Raw genomic sequence first — 16,414 nt, forward strand, 5'->3', positions numbered from 1 at the left:
GCTGCCTCGGACGGCACCTGCTGATTCATTTGCCACCCGTGAGGCTTGCATGTCTTTCGATCTCGCCGCACGCCTTGCTGCCCGTCGTGCCGAAAATCTCTACCGCCAGCGACCGCTGCTTGAAACCCCGCAAGGGCCGCAAGTGGTGGTCGACGGTCAGCCGTTGCTGGCGTTCTGCAACAACGATTACCTGGGCCTGGCCAATCATCCGCAAGTGATCGAGGCCTGGCGCGCCGGTGCGTCGAAGTGGGGCGTCGGTGGCGGTGCTTCGCATCTGGTGATCGGCCACAGCGGCCCGCATCACGAATTGGAAGAAGCCCTGGCTGACCTCACCGGACGGCCGCGTGCGCTGTTGTTCACCACCGGTTACATGGCCAACCTCGGCGCGGTCACGGCGCTGGTCGGGCAGGGCGATACGGTGCTGGAAGACCGGCTCAACCATGCCTCGTTACTGGATGCCGGATTGTTGTCCGGCGCGCGCTTCAATCGTTATCTGCACAACGACGCCGACAGCCTCGCCAAGCGCCTGGAGAAAGCCACCGGCAATACACTGGTGGTCACTGACGGCGTATTCAGCATGGACGGCGACCTTGCTGATTTGCCGGCGCTGGCCCGGGAAGCCAAGGCCAAAGGCGCCTGGCTGATGGTCGATGACGCTCACGGTTTCGGTCCGCTGGGGGCGAACGGTGGCGGCATCGTCGAGCATTTCGGTTTGAGCCAGGAGGATGTGCCGGTACTGGTCGGCACCCTCGGCAAAGCGTTCGGCACGGCGGGTGCGTTCGTCGCGGGCAGTGAAGAGCTGATCGAAAGCCTGATCCAGTTCGCCCGCCCGTACATCTACACCACCAGCCAACCGCCGGCGCTGGCCTGCGCAACGTTGAAAAGTCTGGAACTGCTGCGCAGCGAACACTGGCGTCGCGAACATTTACAGACGCTGATCCGCCAGTTCCGCCACGGCGCCGAACAGATCGGCCTGGAACTGATGGACAGCTTCACGCCGATCCAGCCGATCCTGATTGGCGATGCCGGTCGCGCCGTGCGTCTGTCGCAGATGCTGCGTGAGCGTGGGCTGATGGTCACCGCAATCCGCCCGCCGACCGTGCCTGCCGGCAGTGCGCGGTTGCGGGTGACGCTGACCGCTGCCCACAGCGAGGCGCAGGTGCAGCTATTGTTAGAAGGACTGGCCGATTGCTTTGCTCAACTTACGTCGGAGCCGAGTCATGCGTGATCGCCTGATTTTGTTACCGGGTTGGGGGCTCGGCGTTTCGCCGCTGGAGCCGTTGGCCGCTGCGTTGCGCGGACTCGACGAACACCTGCAGGTCGACATCGAGCCGTTGCCGGAGCTGGACTCCAGCGATCTGAACGACTGGCTCGACGAGCTCGATGAGCGCGTCCCCGAAGATGCCTGGCTTGGCGGCTGGTCGCTGGGCGGCATGCTCGCGTCCGAGCTGGCGGCCCGGCGTGGCGAACATTGCTGCGGCTTGCTGACCCTGGCGAGCAATCCTTCGTTTGTCGCCCATGAACAATGGCCGAGCGCGATGCCCGGCGAGACCTTCGATGCGTTTCTGGCCGGCTGCAGCGCCGACCCGCGCACGACCCTCAAGCGATTCTCGCTGCTGTGCGCCCAGGGCGCGCAAGATGCGCGCGGCTTGTCGCGGCTGTTGCTCGGCGGCGCGCCGAATACCTCGCCGGCCGCTTTGATGGCCGGTCTTGAATTGTTGGCGCAGATCGATACGCGTGAAGCCTTGCAGGCGTTTCGCGGCCCGCAATTGCATCTGTTTGGCGGGCTGGACGGGTTGGTGCCTGCGGAAGCCGCGGGTGAGTTGTTCGCCTTGCTGGCAGATGTCGAAGTTGGTCTGATCGAACAGGCCAGCCATGCGTTTCTTCTGGAAGACCCCCACGGTGTGGCGGGTGCGATCCAGGCGTTTTTGAGTGAGTGCGGTGATGACTGATTTGTCTGTTGCGGCGTTGCCCGGCGGCTTGCCTGACAAGCGCCAGGTCGCAGCTTCTTTTTCTCGCGCAGCGGCCAGCTACGACAGCGTCGCCGAATTGCAGCGCGATGTCGGTACGCAGTTGATGAATCGCTTGCCGGTGGATTTTCGGCCGGCACGCTGGTTGGATCTGGGCTGCGGCACCGGGTATTTCACTCGGGCACTGGCCGAGCGATTTGGTGAGGGGCTGGCGCTGGATATCGCGGAAGGCATGCTCAATCACGCGCGGCCGTTGGGTGGCGCCACGCACTTTATCGCTGGCGATGCCGAACGTTTGCCGTTACAGGATTCGACATGTGATCTGATCTTCTCCAGCCTCGCCGTGCAGTGGTGCGCAGACTTTGAAGCGGTGCTCGGCGAAGCGTTTCGGGTGCTGAAACCGGGGGGGATTTTCGCGTTTGCTAGTCTTTGTGTAGGGACGCTGTACGAAATGCGCGACAGCTGGCGTCAGGTCGATGGCCTGGTGCACGTCAACCGCTTCCGCGAGTTCGCCCGCTATGAGCAATTGTGCGCGGCCAGTGGTTTGCGTACGGCCAGTCTGGAGAATCGGCCGCATGTGCTGCATTACCCGGATGTGCGCAGCCTGACCCACGAACTCAAGGCACTGGGCGCGCATAACCTGAACCCTGGCCGGCCGGGTGGATTGACCGGGCGGGCGCGGATTCTGGGGCTGGTCGAGGCTTACGAGCAGTTCCGTCAGCCTCAAGGGCTGCCAGCGACCTATCAGGTGGTCTACGCCGTGTTGGAGAAACCCTTATGAGCGCAGCCTATTTCATCACCGGAACCGACACTGACGTCGGCAAGACCACCGTCGCCGCCGGGTTGCTGCACGCTGCGCGGTCGGCAGGATTGAGCACGGCAGCGGGCAAACCGGTGGCGTCCGGTTGTGTGGTGACGCCCAGAGGTTTGCGCAATTCCGATGCGCTGGCGTTGCAGGCCGAATGCTCGTTGCCGCTGACCTATCAACAGGTTAACCCGGTGGCGTTCGAGCCGGCCATCGCGCCGCATCTGGCAGCGCGTGAGGCGGGTGTGGCGCTGACCGTGCAATCGTTGCTGGCGCCGATGCGCGAGATCCTGGCCATGAACGCCGACTTCACGCTGATCGAAGGTGCGGGCGGCTGGCGGGTGCCGTTGGCGGATCAGGACAATTTGTCGGATCTGGCGATTGCGTTGAAGTTGCCGGTGATTCTGGTGGTCGGCGTGCGTCTGGGCTGCATCAGCCATGCGTTGCTGACTGCCGAGGCAATTGCCCGAGACGGGCTGCAATTGGCCGGGTGGGTGGCGAATATTATTGATCCGAAGACTTCGCGGCTGGAGGAAAACCTGGCGACACTGGCCGAGCGAATCCCGGCGCCGTGCCTGGGGCGGGTGCCAAAACTCAAGGCGGTCAGCGCCGAAGCGGTTGCCGATCACTTGCAACTGGATCTGCTCGACTGATTTTGGCTATGACAAGGCACTGTGCCATTAGTGTTTTTGACGGGTGTTTTTCTGGCGCCTCTGGTTCAATGGCGACCATTGATCCTTCCCAAGGATGAGAGCTCCCATGGAAATCTCCGGAAACACAGCTTTTTATGCAGGTCTGAGCACCATTCAGACCGGGCAGAACCGCGTCGATCAGGCGGCCAGCCAGATCGCCAGCAGCACTATCGAGCGTTCGGTGACCAGCCAGTCTTCGGAAGTGCAGGTCGATCGTCTGCGTTCGGTGGATCGCGCCCAGCAATCGGACCTGTCGAGCAACATGGTCGAGATGGCCCAAGGCAAGTTTCAGGCGGAACTGGGCGTGAAAGTCGCCAAGGCTTCCGATGAAATGCTCGGTACGATCATCGACACATTCGCCTGATTTTTTTGATCTGCGCTTTGCCAGACGCCGCGACTGTTCGCGGCGTTTTTCGTTGTAAGTCCTTCTCCCTCAACTAATCTTTTTTCAGTGCACATGGCTCGGTCGGGCACATGTCGCGCTGCTGTGTCCGGCGTTCGGAAAATGTGATGACGAATGGCAAAAGAACGACGCTTGACAAGATTTCGGCGTAAACGTATGTTTCAAACAACTGTTTGACCGTCACAACAAATCAACGCGGTCGTTCATTCCCGGTTACATCAGCAGAGGTTTATCGCTATGCCTGACTACAAGGCCCCCTTGCGTGATATTCGCTTCGTTCGTGACGAACTGCTCGGCTACGAAGCGCACTATCAGAGCCTTCCAGCGTGTGCAGAAGCAACGCCGGACATGGTTGACGCCATTCTCGAAGAGGGCGCCAAGTTTTGTGAGCAGGTGCTGGCACCGCTGAACCGCGTGGGTGACACCGAAGGCTGCACCTGGAGCGAGTCCGGCGTGAAAACCCCGACCGGCTTCAAAGAGGCCTACAAGCAATTCGTCGAAGGCGGCTGGCCGAGCCTGGCCCATGACGTCGAGCACGGCGGTCAGGGTCTGCCTGAGTCGCTGGGTCTGGCTGTCAGCGAGATGGTCGGCGAAGCCAACTGGTCGTGGGGCATGTACCCGGGCCTGTCGCACGGCGCGATGAACACCATCTCCGAGCACGGCACCCCAGAGCAGCAGGAAGCCTATCTGACCAAACTGGTCTCCGGCGAATGGACCGGCACCATGTGCCTGACCGAGCCGCACTGCGGCACCGACCTGGGCATGCTGCGCACCAAGGCCGAACCTCAGGCCGACGGTTCCTACAAAGTTTCCGGCACCAAGATCTTTATCTCGGCCGGTGAACACGACATGGCCGACAACATCGTCCACATCGTACTGGCTCGCCTGCCGGACGCACCGGCCGGCACCAAGGGCATCTCGCTGTTCATCGTTCCCAAGTTCCTGCCGAACGCCGACGGCACCGTCGGTGCACGCAACGCTGTGACCTGCGGTTCGATCGAACACAAGATGGGCATCCACGGCAACGCGACCTGCGTGATGAACTTCGACGGCGCGACCGGCTTCCTGATCGGCCCGGCGAACAAAGGCCTGAACTGCATGTTCACCTTCATGAACACCGCACGTCTGGGTACCGCACTGCAAGGTCTGGCTCACGCCGAAATCGGCTTCCAGGGCGGCCTGAAATACGCTCGCGATCGCCTGCAAATGCGTTCCCTGACTGGCCCGAAAGCGCCGGACAAGGCTGCTGACCCGATCATTGTTCACCCAGACGTACGCCGCATGCTGTTGACCATGAAGGCATTCGCCGAAGGCAACCGTGCGATGGTGTACTTCACCGCCAAACAGGTCGACATCGTCAAATACGGCGTGGACGACGAAGAGAAGAAGAAAGCCGACGCATTACTGGCCTTCATGACTCCGATCGCCAAAGCGTTCATGACCGAAGTCGGTTTCGAATCCGCCAACCACGGCGTACAGATCTACGGTGGCCACGGCTTCATCGCCGAGTGGGGCATGGAGCAGAACGTTCGCGACAGCCGCATCTCGATGCTGTACGAAGGCACCACCGGCATCCAGGCACTCGACCTGCTGGGCCGTAAAGTGCTGATGACTCAAGGCGAGGCGCTCAAAGGCTTCACCAAGATCGTCCACAAGTTCTGCCAGAACAACGAAGGCAACGAAGCTGTTAAAGAATTCGTCGCACCGTTGGCTGCACTGAACAAAGAGTGGGGCGAACTGACCATGAAGGTCGGTATGGCCGCCATGAAAGATCGCGAAGAAGTCGGCGCGGCCTCCGTGGACTACCTGATGTACTCCGGTTACGCCTGCCTGGCCTACTTCTGGGCTGACATGGCGCGTCTGGCTGCTGAAAAACTGGCTGCCGGCACCAGCGACGAGGCGTTCTACACCGCCAAGCTGCAAACCGCGCGCTTCTACTTCCAGCGCATCCTGCCGCGTACCCGTACGCACGTGGCCACCATGCTGTCGGGCGCCAACAACCTGATGGACATGAAAGAAGAAGACTTCGCACTGGGCTACTAAGCCTTAACGCGGTCTTTCAAAAAACCGCTGCTCCCTCGGGGGCAGCGGTTTTTTTGTGCCCGGATTTCCCCAATCCCGGGGCTGATTCCCCAGCATTGATGAAGCCACTGCTCGGCCGAATCCCTGCGCTTATTGATTCAAAATGTTTCCAGAAGAGTGGCCAATTAATTGCACTGCCCGATTTACCGGTGCTAACCAGAACTGCCTGCTCAAAGAAGCAAGACGCCCGGCACTTAACAACAACAGTCAGGGTGAAGCCTATGAACATCAGTCGACTCGCTCGTTTGACCTTCTGGTTACCCATCGCGCTGTCAGTCCACAGCGCATGGGCCGCCGACCCCGCCGAAGTCGATCCCCCGGTGCCGGAAGTCCCTTCGCTGCAATCGTTGCGCGGGATGGTGCCCCCTGATCCGTCCGGAACCGAAGGTGGGCGCAAGGTCGACCTGATGACCGACTACGTGCTCAATCGCCAGGCTGCGATCCTGTTGGGCAAGGCGCTGTTCTGGGACATGGAGATCGGCAGCGATGGGTCCACGGCCTGCGCGTCCTGCCATTACCACGCCGGCGTCGACCACCGCATCACCAACCAGCTCAACCCCGGCCAGGCGCACACCAACGCCAACGTCGCGTCGATCTTCAACAAGCCGTTTGTGGCGTCGGACATTCCCGGTGACGTGGCGTCCTACGCGACATTGTCCGGTGGCAAGGGTGGCCCGAACTACACGCTGAAGAAAACCGACTTCCCGACCCACATGCTGAGCAATCCGCTGGAGCGCAACTCGCCCATCGTGTACTCGACGGACGACGTGGTCGGCTCGCAAGGCGTGTTTGACGCCAACTTCGTCAAACCCAACCAGCCGCGTTTCGACAAATGCACCCAGCAGCCGGACGGACTGTTTCAGGTAGGCGGCATCAACGTACGTCGCAGTACTGGACGCAACGCGCCGTCGGTGATCAATGCCGCGTTCAACGTGCGCAACTTCTGGGACGGTCGGGCCAACAACGTGTTCAACGGCTTCTCGCCGTTCGGTAATCGCGATCCGGATGCCGGGATCTACGTGACCAGCGAACGCAGCACGGTCGCGACCAAAGTGCGGCTGGCGCTCAACGATGCGTCTGCCGCCTCGCAAGCCGTCGGCCCGCCCGGCAGTCCGGTGGAAATGTCCTGCGGTGGCCGCACTTTTGCCGACATCGGTCGCAGGATGCTCGACACGCTGATGCTCAAGCAGCAGCGGATCTCATCCACCGACTCGGTGCTGGCTCCAGTGTCCGGCGCACGGCGTCCGACCTATCGCGAGCTGATCAAGAACGCCTTCCAGCCCCGGCTGTGGAACGCCACGCAAAACGTTCTGGTGGGCGGTGCGCCGTACACCCAGATGGAGGCCAATTTCCCGCTGTTCTTCGGCCTGGCGATCCAGATGTATGAGGCCACGCTGGTGTCCGATCAGGCGCCGATCGATGCCTATCTGCAAGGCGATCACACGGCGATGAACGCGCAACAGGTCGAGGGCATGAACCTGTTTCTCGGCAAGGGCAAATGCGTCAATTGCCACGGCGGACCGGAGCTGACCAACGCCGCCAGCCGCCTGCTGATGCATCCGCGCGAACGCATCGAGCGCATGGTGATGGCCGACAACCTGACCACCCTTTACGACAACGGTTTCTACAACACCGGTGTGCGGCCGACCTCGGAAGACCTGGCCCTTGGCGGCGCGGATGCGTGGGGCAATCCTTGGTCGTTCACCCGGCAGTACAACAGCGTGCTGCAGGGCGGCCGCTCGGTCGATCCGCTGGACGTCGATGTCTGCACGTTCGAGGCGCCATTGAGCGCGGCGATTCCGTGCGATGCCACGCTCAAGCCGAATGTCGGTTTCCGCGACTCGGTCGACGGTGCTTTCAAGACCCCGACCCTGCGCAACATCGCCCTGACCGGCCCGTACTTCCACAACGGCAGCCGCTCGACGCTCAAGCAGGTGATGGAGTTCTACAACCGTGGCGGTGACCGGCGCGGCGAGGACGCCAACAACACCAGCGGCTTCGAGCATCCGGCGGTGAATCAGCACAACACCTCCAATCTCGACCCGGACATGACGGCGCTGAACCTGACGCCCGATGAAATCGACGCGCTGGTGAAATTCATGGAGGTCGGCCTGACCGATCCGCGCGTGGCGTGGGAGCGCGCACCGTTCGATCATCCGTCGCTGGTGATCCCGCAGGGCCATATCGGCGACGAGAATGCCGTCACTCAGCGCCCGGCCAGTCCGAAAGTCACGACCCGTCAGGCGATGGATGCATCGCTCTATCTCAAGCCTTACGGTGCTGAAGGCCGGCCGGCAGCAGAGGGGCCATTGCAGCCGTTCTACAACGATCTCTGAGCAGAAAAACACACCATGGCCATCAAGAATGATGGCCATGGTGGCCGTCTAGCGGCCGTTGCGCAAAAAACCTTACTGAATCCCTCAGCAACCGCCGATTTCGGCCGTTAAAGAGACAGCCTGTGATCTGGATCACATTATGTGTGCTTAACTGGCCACATTGCAGGCACAATGCCATCTCTTTGCCATGACGGGTCGGAGCTTTTACCCTTGCCGCGTTCTTCCGCTGTACGTTTCAGTCATTTCCTGCCTTCACTGCTGTTGTTGCTCGCGGGGTTGGCGGCTGCGTACGTCAAAGACCTCAACGTATTCTTCACCTCGCTGTTTAACGTATTGCCAACCTTGGTGCTGCTGTTGGGCGGTTCGTACTGTGCGGTTTACCGACGCCAGCGCGAGCTGTTTCTGATGGTCACGGTGTACATCGCCTACTTCCTGCTCGATACCCAGACCGACTATTACCGCGACAACGGCAAGGTGCGCGAAGACGCGGCTGTGGTGTTCCATCTGGTCTGTCTGCTGTTGCCCTTGCTGTTCGGTCTGTTCGCCGCGTGGCAGGAACGCACGCACCTGTTTCAGGACATGGTCGCGCGCTTCGCCGTGCTGCTGGCCTTTGGCAGCGTGGCGCTGGGGCTTGAGCAAAGTTACCCGCAGGCGTTGCTCATGTGGCTTTCCGAAATCCGCTGGCCGGCGCTGCACGGCGCGTGGATGAGCCTGATCCAGTTGTCGTATCCGGTGTTCATCTCGGCGTTTCTGCTGCTGGCCTGGCAATACTGGCGCAACCCGCGTCCGCTGCATGCGGCGCAACTGGTGGGGTTGCTCGGGGTGTTCTGGATGCTGCCGAAAACCTTCATCCTGCCATTCACCCTGAACATCATGTGCAGCCAGGTGATGCTGATGATTGCTGCAGCGGTAGCGCACGAGGCGTACCAAATGGCCTTCCGCGACGAACTCACCGGTTTGCCGGGGCGCCGCGCACTCAACGAGCGCATGCAGCGTCTGGGTCGCAACTATGTGCTGGCGATGAGCGACGTCGATCACTTCAAGAAATTCAACGACACCCACGGCCACGACGTTGGGGATCAGGTCTTGCGTCTGGTCGCCAGCAAGCTGTCGAAAATCAGCGGCGGCGGTAGGGCATATCGCTATGGCGGTGAGGAATTCGCCCTGGTGTTTGCGGGTAAGACTCTTGAAGAGTGCATGCCGCACCTGGAAGTCATTCGCGAGTCGATTGCGTCCTACAACATTCAGCTGCGTAATCAGGAAAGCCGCCCGCAGGATGATCAGCAGGGCCGTCAGCGTCGCTCGGGTTCGGGCGCGTCCAGTGTGTCGGTCACGGTCAGCATCGGCGTGGCCGAACGCCTGGAACAGCGCACCCCGGAAGAGGTACTGAAATCCGCCGACCAGGCGCTCTACAGCGCCAAGGGCGCAGGCCGTAACTGCGTGATGGCGTTCGGGCAGAACCGCCGTGGCGCGGTGCGCATGGACAGCGCCGCAGGTTGAGTGATGACGGCGCATTCAGCGTCTGGACAGTGATTGTGGGGCAGGGTGGCCGGCAGTAGGTTGAAGCAATCTGCTGAAGGAGAAGCCACCATGCCCGAATATAAAGCTCCCCTGCGCGACATGCGCTTTCTGATCGACCACGTCTTTGACTTCCACACTCAGTACGCGGCCCTCGGCGCCCACGACGCCAGCCCGGACATGATCAACGCGATCCTCGACGAGGGCGCGAAGTTCTGTGAGAACGTGCTGGCACCGCTCAATCGCAGCGGTGACGAAGAAGGCTGCCATTTCGACAACGGCGTGGTGACAACGCCTACAGGCTTCAAGCAAGCCTTCGCACAATACGTGGAAGGCGGCTGGCACGGTCTGGCGGCAGATCCGGCTTACGGCGGCCAGGGCCTGCCGAGTTCGTTGGGGCTGGTGATCAGCGAAATGGTCGCCTCCAGCAACACCTCTTGGGGCATGTACCCGGGCCTGACTCATGGCGCCATGTCGGCGATCCACGCCCACGGCACCGAAGAACAGAAAAACACCTATCTGCGCAAACTCACTGCAGGCCAGTGGACCGGCACCATGTGCCTGACCGAAGCCCATTGCGGCACCGATCTGGGCATCATCAAGACCCGCGCCGTGCCTCAGGCCGACGGCAGTTATGCAGTGACCGGCAGCAAGATTTTCATCTCCGCCGGCGAGCACGACATGAGTGACAACATCATTCATCTGGTGCTGGCCAAGCTGCCGGACGCACCGGCCGGGACCAAAGGCATTTCGCTGTTCATCGTGCCGAAATTCCTTCCGGACGCAGCCGGTGAGGCGGGTGAGCGCAACGGCGTTTCCTGCGGCTCGATCGAGCACAAGATGGGCATCAAAGCCTCGGCCACCTGCGTGTTGAACTTCGACGACGCCAAAGGCTTCCTGATCGGCGAGCCGAACAAGGGCCTGAACTGCATGTTCACCATGATGAACCATGCGCGCCTCGGCACGGGAATGCAGGGTCTTTGTCTGGGCGAAGCGAGTTTCCAGGGCGCAATCAAATACGCCAACGATCGCTTGCAGATGCGTGCCCTGACCGGCGCCAAAGCTCCGGACAAACCGGCCGACCCGATCATCGTCCACCCGGACGTGCGACGCATGCTGCTGACCATGAAAGCTTTCAACGAAGGCAACCGCGCGCTGACCTATTTCACCGCGCAAATGCTCGATGTTACGCACCTGAGCCCGGACGCCGAGGCGCGTCAGGAAGCCGAAGACCTGTTGGCGTTCCTGACGCCGATCTGCAAAGCGTTCATGACCGACACCGGCCTTGAGGTGACCAACCACGGCATGCAGGTGTTCGGCGGCCACGGATTTATCCGCGAGTGGGGCATGGAGCAACTGGTTCGCGATTGCCGGATCGCGCCGATCTACGAGGGCACCAACGGCATTCAGGCGCTGGATCTGCTCGGGCGCAAGGTGCTGGGCAGCCAGGGCAAGCTGCTGCGAAACTTCACCAAAATCGTCCACAAGTTCTGCGCGGCCAATGCCGGGCATGCGCAACTGGGCGGGTTTGTCGCGCAGCTTGATGGCCTCAACCAGCAGTGGGGCGAGCTGACCATGAAGGTCGGCATGGCGGCAATGAAGAACCCGGATGAAGTGGGCGCCGCGTCGGTGGATTACCTGATGTACAGCGGTTACATCGTTCTCGGCTATCTGTGGCTGCGCATGGCGCTGGTCGCTCAGGCGCAGCTGGAGTCGGGCGAGGGTGATGGCGATTTCTGCCAGGGCAAACTGGCGACGTGCGAGTTTTACTTCAAGCGTCTGTTGCCGCGCACCGCGGCGCATCGTTCGGCGATCGAGGCGGGCAGCGATTGCCTGATGAAACTGCCAGCGCAGTTGTTCGCGCTGTAACACGTCCCTGTTAAACAAAAGAGCCCGCTGATTGCGGGCTTCTTTATGCTGGATGGCTGGTGACTAAAAATAACAAAACAGTCATCGCCTGACCCTATGTGTCGCAAAAGTTGTTGGGTTACACTCCAACTCAACGAAAAACCCTTCCACGAATCACCTGTTTAGATCTTTGCGAGGTTTGCCATGGCTGACTACAAAGCGCCGCTGCGCGATATGCGCTTCGTCCTCAATGAAGTGTTCGAAGTCGCCAAACTCTGGGCCGAACTGCCGGCGCTGGCTGAGACCGTGGACGCGGAAACTGTCGAAGCCATTCTCGAAGAAGCCGGCAAGGTCACCAGCAAAAGCATCGCGCCCCTGAGCCGTGCCGCCGACGAAGAAGGCTGCCACTGGGCCGACGGTGCCGTCACCACGCCGGCCGGTTTCCCACAGGCCTATCAGACTTATGCCGAAGGCGGCTGGGTCGGTGTAGGCGGTGATCCGGCCTACGGCGGCATGGGCATGCCGAAAGCCGTTTCGGCTCAGGTCGAAGAGATGGTCAACTCCGCCAGCCTGTCCTTCGGTCTGTATCCGATGCTGACCGCCGGCGCCTGCCTGTCGATCAACGCTCACGCCAGCGAAGAGCTGAAAGCCGCTTACCTGCCGAACATGTACGCAGGCGTCTGGGCCGGTTCCATGTGCCTGACCGAGCCGCACGCCGGCACCGACCTGGGCATCATCCGCACCAAGGCCGAACCTCAGGCCGACGGTTCCTACAAGGTCAGCGGCACCAAGATCTTCATCACCGGTGGCGAGCACGACCTGACCGAAAACATCATCCACCTGGTGCTGGCCAAACTGCCGGATGCACCGGCGGGGCCGAAGGGCATTTCGCTGTTCCTGGTGCCGAAGTTCATGGTCAATGCCGATGGCAGCCTGGGCGCACGCAACCCGGCCAACTGCGGTTCGATCGAACACAAGATGGGCATCCAGGCCTCGGCCACCTGTGTGATGAACTTCGACGAAGCGGTGGGTTATCTGGTCGGCGAGCCGAACAAGGGCCTGGCGGCGATGTTCACCATGATGAACTACGAGCGTCTGGGCGTCGGCATCCAGGGCCTGGCCACCGGCGAGCGCTCGTACCAGAACGCCATCGAATACGCCCGCGACCGCCTGCAGAGCCGTTCGCCGACCGGCGCGCAGAACAAAGACAAGGTGGCCGACCCGATCATCGTCCACCCGGACGTACGTCGCATGCTGCTGACCATGAAAGCCTCGAACGAAGGCGGCCGTGCGTTCTCCACCTACGTGGCGATGCAACTCGACACCGCCAAGTTCAGCGAAGACGCCGCCACCCGCAAGCGTGCGGAAGATCTGGTTGCCTTGCTGACGCCAGTGGCCAAGGCCTTCCTGACCGATTTGGGTCTGGAAACCACCGTCCATGGTCAGCAGATCTTCGGCGGCCACGGCTACATCCGCGAGTGGGGCCAGGAGCAACTGGTGCGGGATGTGCGCATCACCCAGATCTATGAAGGCACTAACGGCATTCAGGCGCTGGACCTGGTAGGTCGCAAGATCGTCGGCAGCGGCGGCGCTTTCTACAAGCTGTTCGCCGACGAGATCCGCCATTTCACCGCGACCGCCAGTGCCGATCTGGGCGAGTTCACCAAGCCGCTGAATGACGCCGTCGACACCCTCGATGAGCTGACCTCGTGGCTGCTGGACCGGGCGAAAACCAACCCGAACGAAATCGGTGCGGCATCGGTCGAGTATCTGCAAGCGTTCGGCTACACCGCTTACGCGTACATGTGGGCGCTGATGGCCAAGGCATCGCTGGGCAAAGAAGCGCAGGACGATTTCTACGCGAGCAAACTCGGCACGGCGCGGTTCTATTTCGCCCGTCTGCTGCCGCGGATTCACTCGCTGAGCGCGTCGGTCAAGGCTGGCAGCGAGTCGCTGTTCCTGCTGGACGCTGCGCAGTTCTGATGATGTAACGTCATGTAAGCGATCTCTTACATGACGTGCTGCTGTTCTCCCATAGGCGTAGATTGGATCCAGAGCTAATCTACTTTCCATGGACGTCGCGCAGGAAGCGCAAAGCAACAACACGGACACGTAGGATTCTGCCAGGGTGGCGGAGTGAAATGGATGTCAGGGAAACAGTCTGCAAAGCCCCGCTTCGGCGGGGTTTTCTTATGGCCGCAGAAAAGTTTTCAGCTCAGCGCGTCCAGCGGTGGTGCACCTTTCAGCGGTTTGTCCTCACGCTGCATCACCTCTTCCAGCAACGTTCGCAGCAAGGCCAATGGCGCCTGCTGGCGCTGCACATCGCGACACACCAGCCCGACCTTCAACGGTACACGCGGCTCACTCAACGGTTTCCACAACAGATCCTGATCGTCGTACTCCTTTTGCGAACGACCGGGTAGCACCGTCGCCAGACGCGTATGCGGCAGGCTGTCTAGAATCCCGACCATATTGTTCAATTCGGCCTGCACTTGCGGGCGTCGTCCGAGGCTGGCCAATTGCGCCTGCCAGATCTGACGGATCTGAAATTCTTCGCCCAATAGCAACATCGGCAATTCGGCCGCCTGACTCATCGAGACTTTCTTGAATTCCCGCAGCGGATGATCCGCCGGGATGACCAGCGTCAGTTCATCTTCGTACAGCATTACGCCGTGCAGCCCCGGCTGACGTGGCGGCAAATAGCTGATGCCGATATCCAGCGAGCCGTTGAGCAGTCGCCGCTCGATCTCAAGCCCCGTCAGTTCATAAATCTGCACCACCAGATGCGGCTGGGCCTTGCGCACCCGCTCAAGCATCTGCGGCACCAGGCTGGTGTGCACGGTTTGCAGTACACCAATCGCCAATGTGCGCAGTGCCTGACCCTTGAAGTTGCCCAGCGCCTCGCGCGCCCGCTGCATGCCGTCGAGCAGCGGCAGGGCGTGGTTGTACAAGGTGTGGGCGGCGAGGGTCGGCAACAGGCGTTTGCTGCTGCGTTCGAACAGGATGACGTCGAGGTTCTGTTCCAGCTGGCGGATCTGCTGGGACAGCGCGGGTTGAGAGATCGACAGGCGCTCGGCGGCGCGTCCGACATGACCTTCTTCGTAGACCGCGACGAAATAACGCAGTTGTTTGAAATCCATAAGTAACACTTATCGAAAATGCTGGGAAATCGAAATGGCTCGACGCCGTGAACCGGCCTAGTCTAACCGCATTCACAAGGCTTACAGGGCCGGAAAGCGCAATGACCAGCGTTTGTTATGAAAGTGTTTGCATAGGCAGTTCAAAAAACCTCGATCGAGGTTTTTTTCAATGAATCTGTTCAGTTTGCGGCGCCAGACGCCGAGCCTCGATGACCTGGTTTTTGAAACCCAGGAATCGGACGTTTCTGATGGCCTGAATGCCGAACGTCTGATGCCCAGCGTCGAGCGCCCGCAGCAGGTATTCGTTCGCGGCCAGGGCTCCTGGCTATGGGACAGCAATGACCGCGCCTACCTGGACTTTTCCCAGGCCGGCGGCGCCAACAGCTTTGGCCACAGCCCTTCGGCGCTGGTCAAGGCCATCGCCAGCCAGGCCCAGGCCCTGATCAATCCCGGCTTCAATCTGCACAACCGCGGCATGCTCAGCCTCGCCGAGCGCCTGTGTTCCAGCACTGCCAGCGATCAGGCGTACCTGCTCAACAGCGGCAGTGAGGCCTGTGAAGCAGCGATCAAACTGGCGCGCAAATGGGGTCAACTGCATCGCGGTGGCGCTTCGCGGATCATTGTCGCCAGACAAGGCTGTCACGGACGTAGTCTGGCGACGATTTCGGCGTCGGACAGTTGCAACCTGCACAACCGCTTCGCGCCGCTGCTGCCGGGTTTCGATCTGGTGCCGTTCAATGACCTGCCGGCATTGCATGCAGCGGTCGACGCACAAACCGTGGCGATCATGCTCGAACCGATCCAGAGCGATGCCGGAGTAATCCCGGCGACCGAGCATTACCTCAAGGGTGTCGAACGTCTGTGCCGGGAGCTGGGGATTCTGCTGATTCTCGACGAAGTTCAAACCGGCATCGGCCGCTGCGGCACCTTGCTCGCCGAACAGTCCTACGGAGTGCGCGCCGATATCGTCGTGCTCGGCAAAGGCCTCGGCGGCGGTGTTCCACTGGCGGCGCTGCTGGCGCGAGGCAAGGCCTGCTGTTTCGAACCTGGGGAATTGGGCGGTACGCATCATGGCAACGCACTGATGACCGCCGCTGGCCTGGTGGTGCTCGACAGCGTGCAGGACCGCGCCTTCCTCGAACAGATCCGGGACAACGGCCAGCATCTGCGCGAAGGGCTCGCCCGTCTGGCCCATCGTTATGAGCATGGCGAGTTACGCGGGCAGGGGCTGTTCTGGGGACTGAGCCTGTCGGAAGACTCCGCCGAGGCCGTGGTAAAAGCCGCGCTTCACGAAGGTTTGCTGCTCAACGCCCCACAAGCCGACTGCCTGCGCTTCACCCCGGCGCTCAACGTCAGCAAGGCCAACATCGACGAAATGCTCCTGCGTCTGGCCCGCGCCTTCTCCCGGGTACGCACCGCGCAATTGCAATGCCGCAAAGGGATTGCCGTCTGAGCTGAAGTTTCCCACCCGAATTCAAGAACCGTCTCGCGGTATAACGCACGCCCCACGCCTGATTCTTTTGGCGTGGGGCGTTTTTTTTGTGGCCGGGTAATGGCAATCAGATGGCGAGATTGCGGTTTGCACTGAACCCTGACAGACGGCACAGGTCGATTAGCTTG

At 61.1% G+C, this 16,414-nt stretch carries 12 protein-coding genes; 11 read left to right on the forward strand and 1 reads right to left on the reverse strand.

The window, feature by feature from the left end:
• Positions 1–49 precede the first annotated feature (49 nt).
• The 10 genes from bioF (at position 50) to ACTJK9_RS06985 (ending at position 13,637) form a co-directional block, all read left to right on the forward strand.
• Entirely contained in the window at positions 50–1,228 is a 1,179-nt protein-coding gene (gene bioF, locus ACTJK9_RS06940; RefSeq protein WP_221398223.1) for an 8-amino-7-oxononanoate synthase, read from the forward strand.
• Positions 1,221–1,952, forward strand: coding sequence for an alpha/beta fold hydrolase (locus ACTJK9_RS06945; protein WP_064599891.1), 732 nt, complete (start codon positions 1,221–1,223; stop codon positions 1,950–1,952). Before bioF ends, ACTJK9_RS06945 begins: the two co-directional genes overlap by 8 nt.
• Positions 1,945–2,751, forward strand: coding sequence for a malonyl-ACP O-methyltransferase BioC (bioC, locus tag ACTJK9_RS06950; RefSeq protein ID WP_440813065.1), 807 nt, complete (start codon positions 1,945–1,947; stop codon positions 2,749–2,751). Before ACTJK9_RS06945 ends, bioC begins: the two co-directional genes overlap by 8 nt.
• Entirely contained in the window at positions 2,748–3,428 is a 681-nt protein-coding gene (bioD, locus tag ACTJK9_RS06955; protein WP_007959854.1) for a dethiobiotin synthase, read from the forward strand. The genes bioC and bioD overlap by 4 nt, the downstream gene beginning before the upstream one ends.
• 106 nt (positions 3,429–3,534) lie before the next feature.
• On the forward strand, positions 3,535–3,831 hold the full coding sequence (locus ACTJK9_RS06960) for a pyrroloquinoline quinone biosynthesis protein PqqE (protein WP_085612954.1): 297 nt from the start codon (positions 3,535–3,537) through the stop codon (positions 3,829–3,831).
• A gap of 276 nt (positions 3,832–4,107) precedes the next feature.
• On the forward strand, positions 4,108–5,913 hold the full coding sequence (locus tag ACTJK9_RS06965) for a phenylacyl-CoA dehydrogenase (RefSeq protein ID WP_085612953.1): 1,806 nt from the start codon (positions 4,108–4,110) through the stop codon (positions 5,911–5,913).
• A 260-nt stretch (positions 5,914–6,173) separates the two neighbouring features.
• Positions 6,174–8,288: a cytochrome-c peroxidase gene (locus ACTJK9_RS06970; RefSeq protein ID WP_440813070.1), complete on the forward strand. Its 2,115-nt coding sequence runs from the start codon at positions 6,174–6,176 to the stop codon at positions 8,286–8,288.
• A 210-nt stretch (positions 8,289–8,498) separates the two neighbouring features.
• Positions 8,499–9,788 carry a GGDEF domain-containing protein gene (locus ACTJK9_RS06975; RefSeq protein ID WP_064380305.1) on the forward strand — a complete coding sequence of 430 codons (1,290 nt, stop codon included), beginning with the start codon at positions 8,499–8,501 and terminating at the stop codon, positions 9,786–9,788.
• 90 nt (positions 9,789–9,878) lie between these two features.
• Entirely contained in the window at positions 9,879–11,675 is a 1,797-nt protein-coding gene (locus ACTJK9_RS06980) for an acyl-CoA dehydrogenase C-terminal domain-containing protein (RefSeq protein WP_440813072.1), read from the forward strand.
• A 183-nt stretch (positions 11,676–11,858) separates the two neighbouring features.
• Positions 11,859–13,637, forward strand: coding sequence for an acyl-CoA dehydrogenase C-terminal domain-containing protein (locus ACTJK9_RS06985; protein WP_102685698.1), 1,779 nt, complete (start codon positions 11,859–11,861; stop codon positions 13,635–13,637).
• 227 nt (positions 13,638–13,864) lie between these two features.
• Here the strand turns inward: ACTJK9_RS06985 and ACTJK9_RS06990 are convergent, their stop codons facing one another.
• Positions 13,865–14,794 carry a LysR family transcriptional regulator gene (locus tag ACTJK9_RS06990; protein WP_440813075.1) on the reverse strand — a complete coding sequence of 310 codons (930 nt, stop codon included), beginning with the start codon at positions 14,792–14,794 and terminating at the stop codon, positions 13,865–13,867.
• A gap of 169 nt (positions 14,795–14,963) precedes the next feature.
• On the opposite strand from ACTJK9_RS06990, the gene ACTJK9_RS06995 reads away from it, so the two are divergent.
• A complete protein-coding gene (locus ACTJK9_RS06995; RefSeq protein ID WP_440813077.1) occupies positions 14,964–16,247 on the forward strand; it encodes an aspartate aminotransferase family protein in 1,284 nt (427 codons plus the stop codon).
• The last annotated feature ends 167 nt before the right edge of the window (positions 16,248–16,414 follow it).

Source organism: Pseudomonas sp. 22082 (genome assembly GCF_052046055.1).
Taxonomy (GTDB): Bacteria; Pseudomonadota; Gammaproteobacteria; order Pseudomonadales; family Pseudomonadaceae; genus Aquipseudomonas; species Aquipseudomonas pharyngis.

Bases quoted from the DNA above. Each gene is read 5' to 3' on its own strand.
- bioF (WP_221398223.1), top strand. From the start codon at position 50: ATGTCTTTCGATCTCGCCGCACGCCTTGCTGCCCGTCGTGCCGAAAAT.
- ACTJK9_RS06945 (WP_064599891.1), top strand. From the start codon at position 1,221: ATGCGTGATCGCCTGATTTTGTTACCGGGTTGGGGGCTCGGCGTTTCG.
- bioC (WP_440813065.1), top strand. From the start codon at position 1,945: ATGACTGATTTGTCTGTTGCGGCGTTGCCCGGCGGCTTGCCTGACAAG.
- bioD (WP_007959854.1), top strand. From the start codon at position 2,748: ATGAGCGCAGCCTATTTCATCACCGGAACCGACACTGACGTCGGCAAG.
- ACTJK9_RS06960 (WP_085612954.1), top strand. From the start codon at position 3,535: ATGGAAATCTCCGGAAACACAGCTTTTTATGCAGGTCTGAGCACCATT.
- ACTJK9_RS06965 (WP_085612953.1), top strand. From the start codon at position 4,108: ATGCCTGACTACAAGGCCCCCTTGCGTGATATTCGCTTCGTTCGTGAC.
- ACTJK9_RS06970 (WP_440813070.1), top strand. From the start codon at position 6,174: ATGAACATCAGTCGACTCGCTCGTTTGACCTTCTGGTTACCCATCGCG.
- ACTJK9_RS06980 (WP_440813072.1), top strand. From the start codon at position 9,879: ATGCCCGAATATAAAGCTCCCCTGCGCGACATGCGCTTTCTGATCGAC.
- ACTJK9_RS06985 (WP_102685698.1), top strand. From the start codon at position 11,859: ATGGCTGACTACAAAGCGCCGCTGCGCGATATGCGCTTCGTCCTCAAT.
- ACTJK9_RS06990 (WP_440813075.1), bottom strand. From the start codon at position 14,794: ATGGATTTCAAACAACTGCGTTATTTCGTCGCGGTCTACGAAGAAGGT.
- ACTJK9_RS06995 (WP_440813077.1), top strand. From the start codon at position 14,964: ATGAATCTGTTCAGTTTGCGGCGCCAGACGCCGAGCCTCGATGACCTG.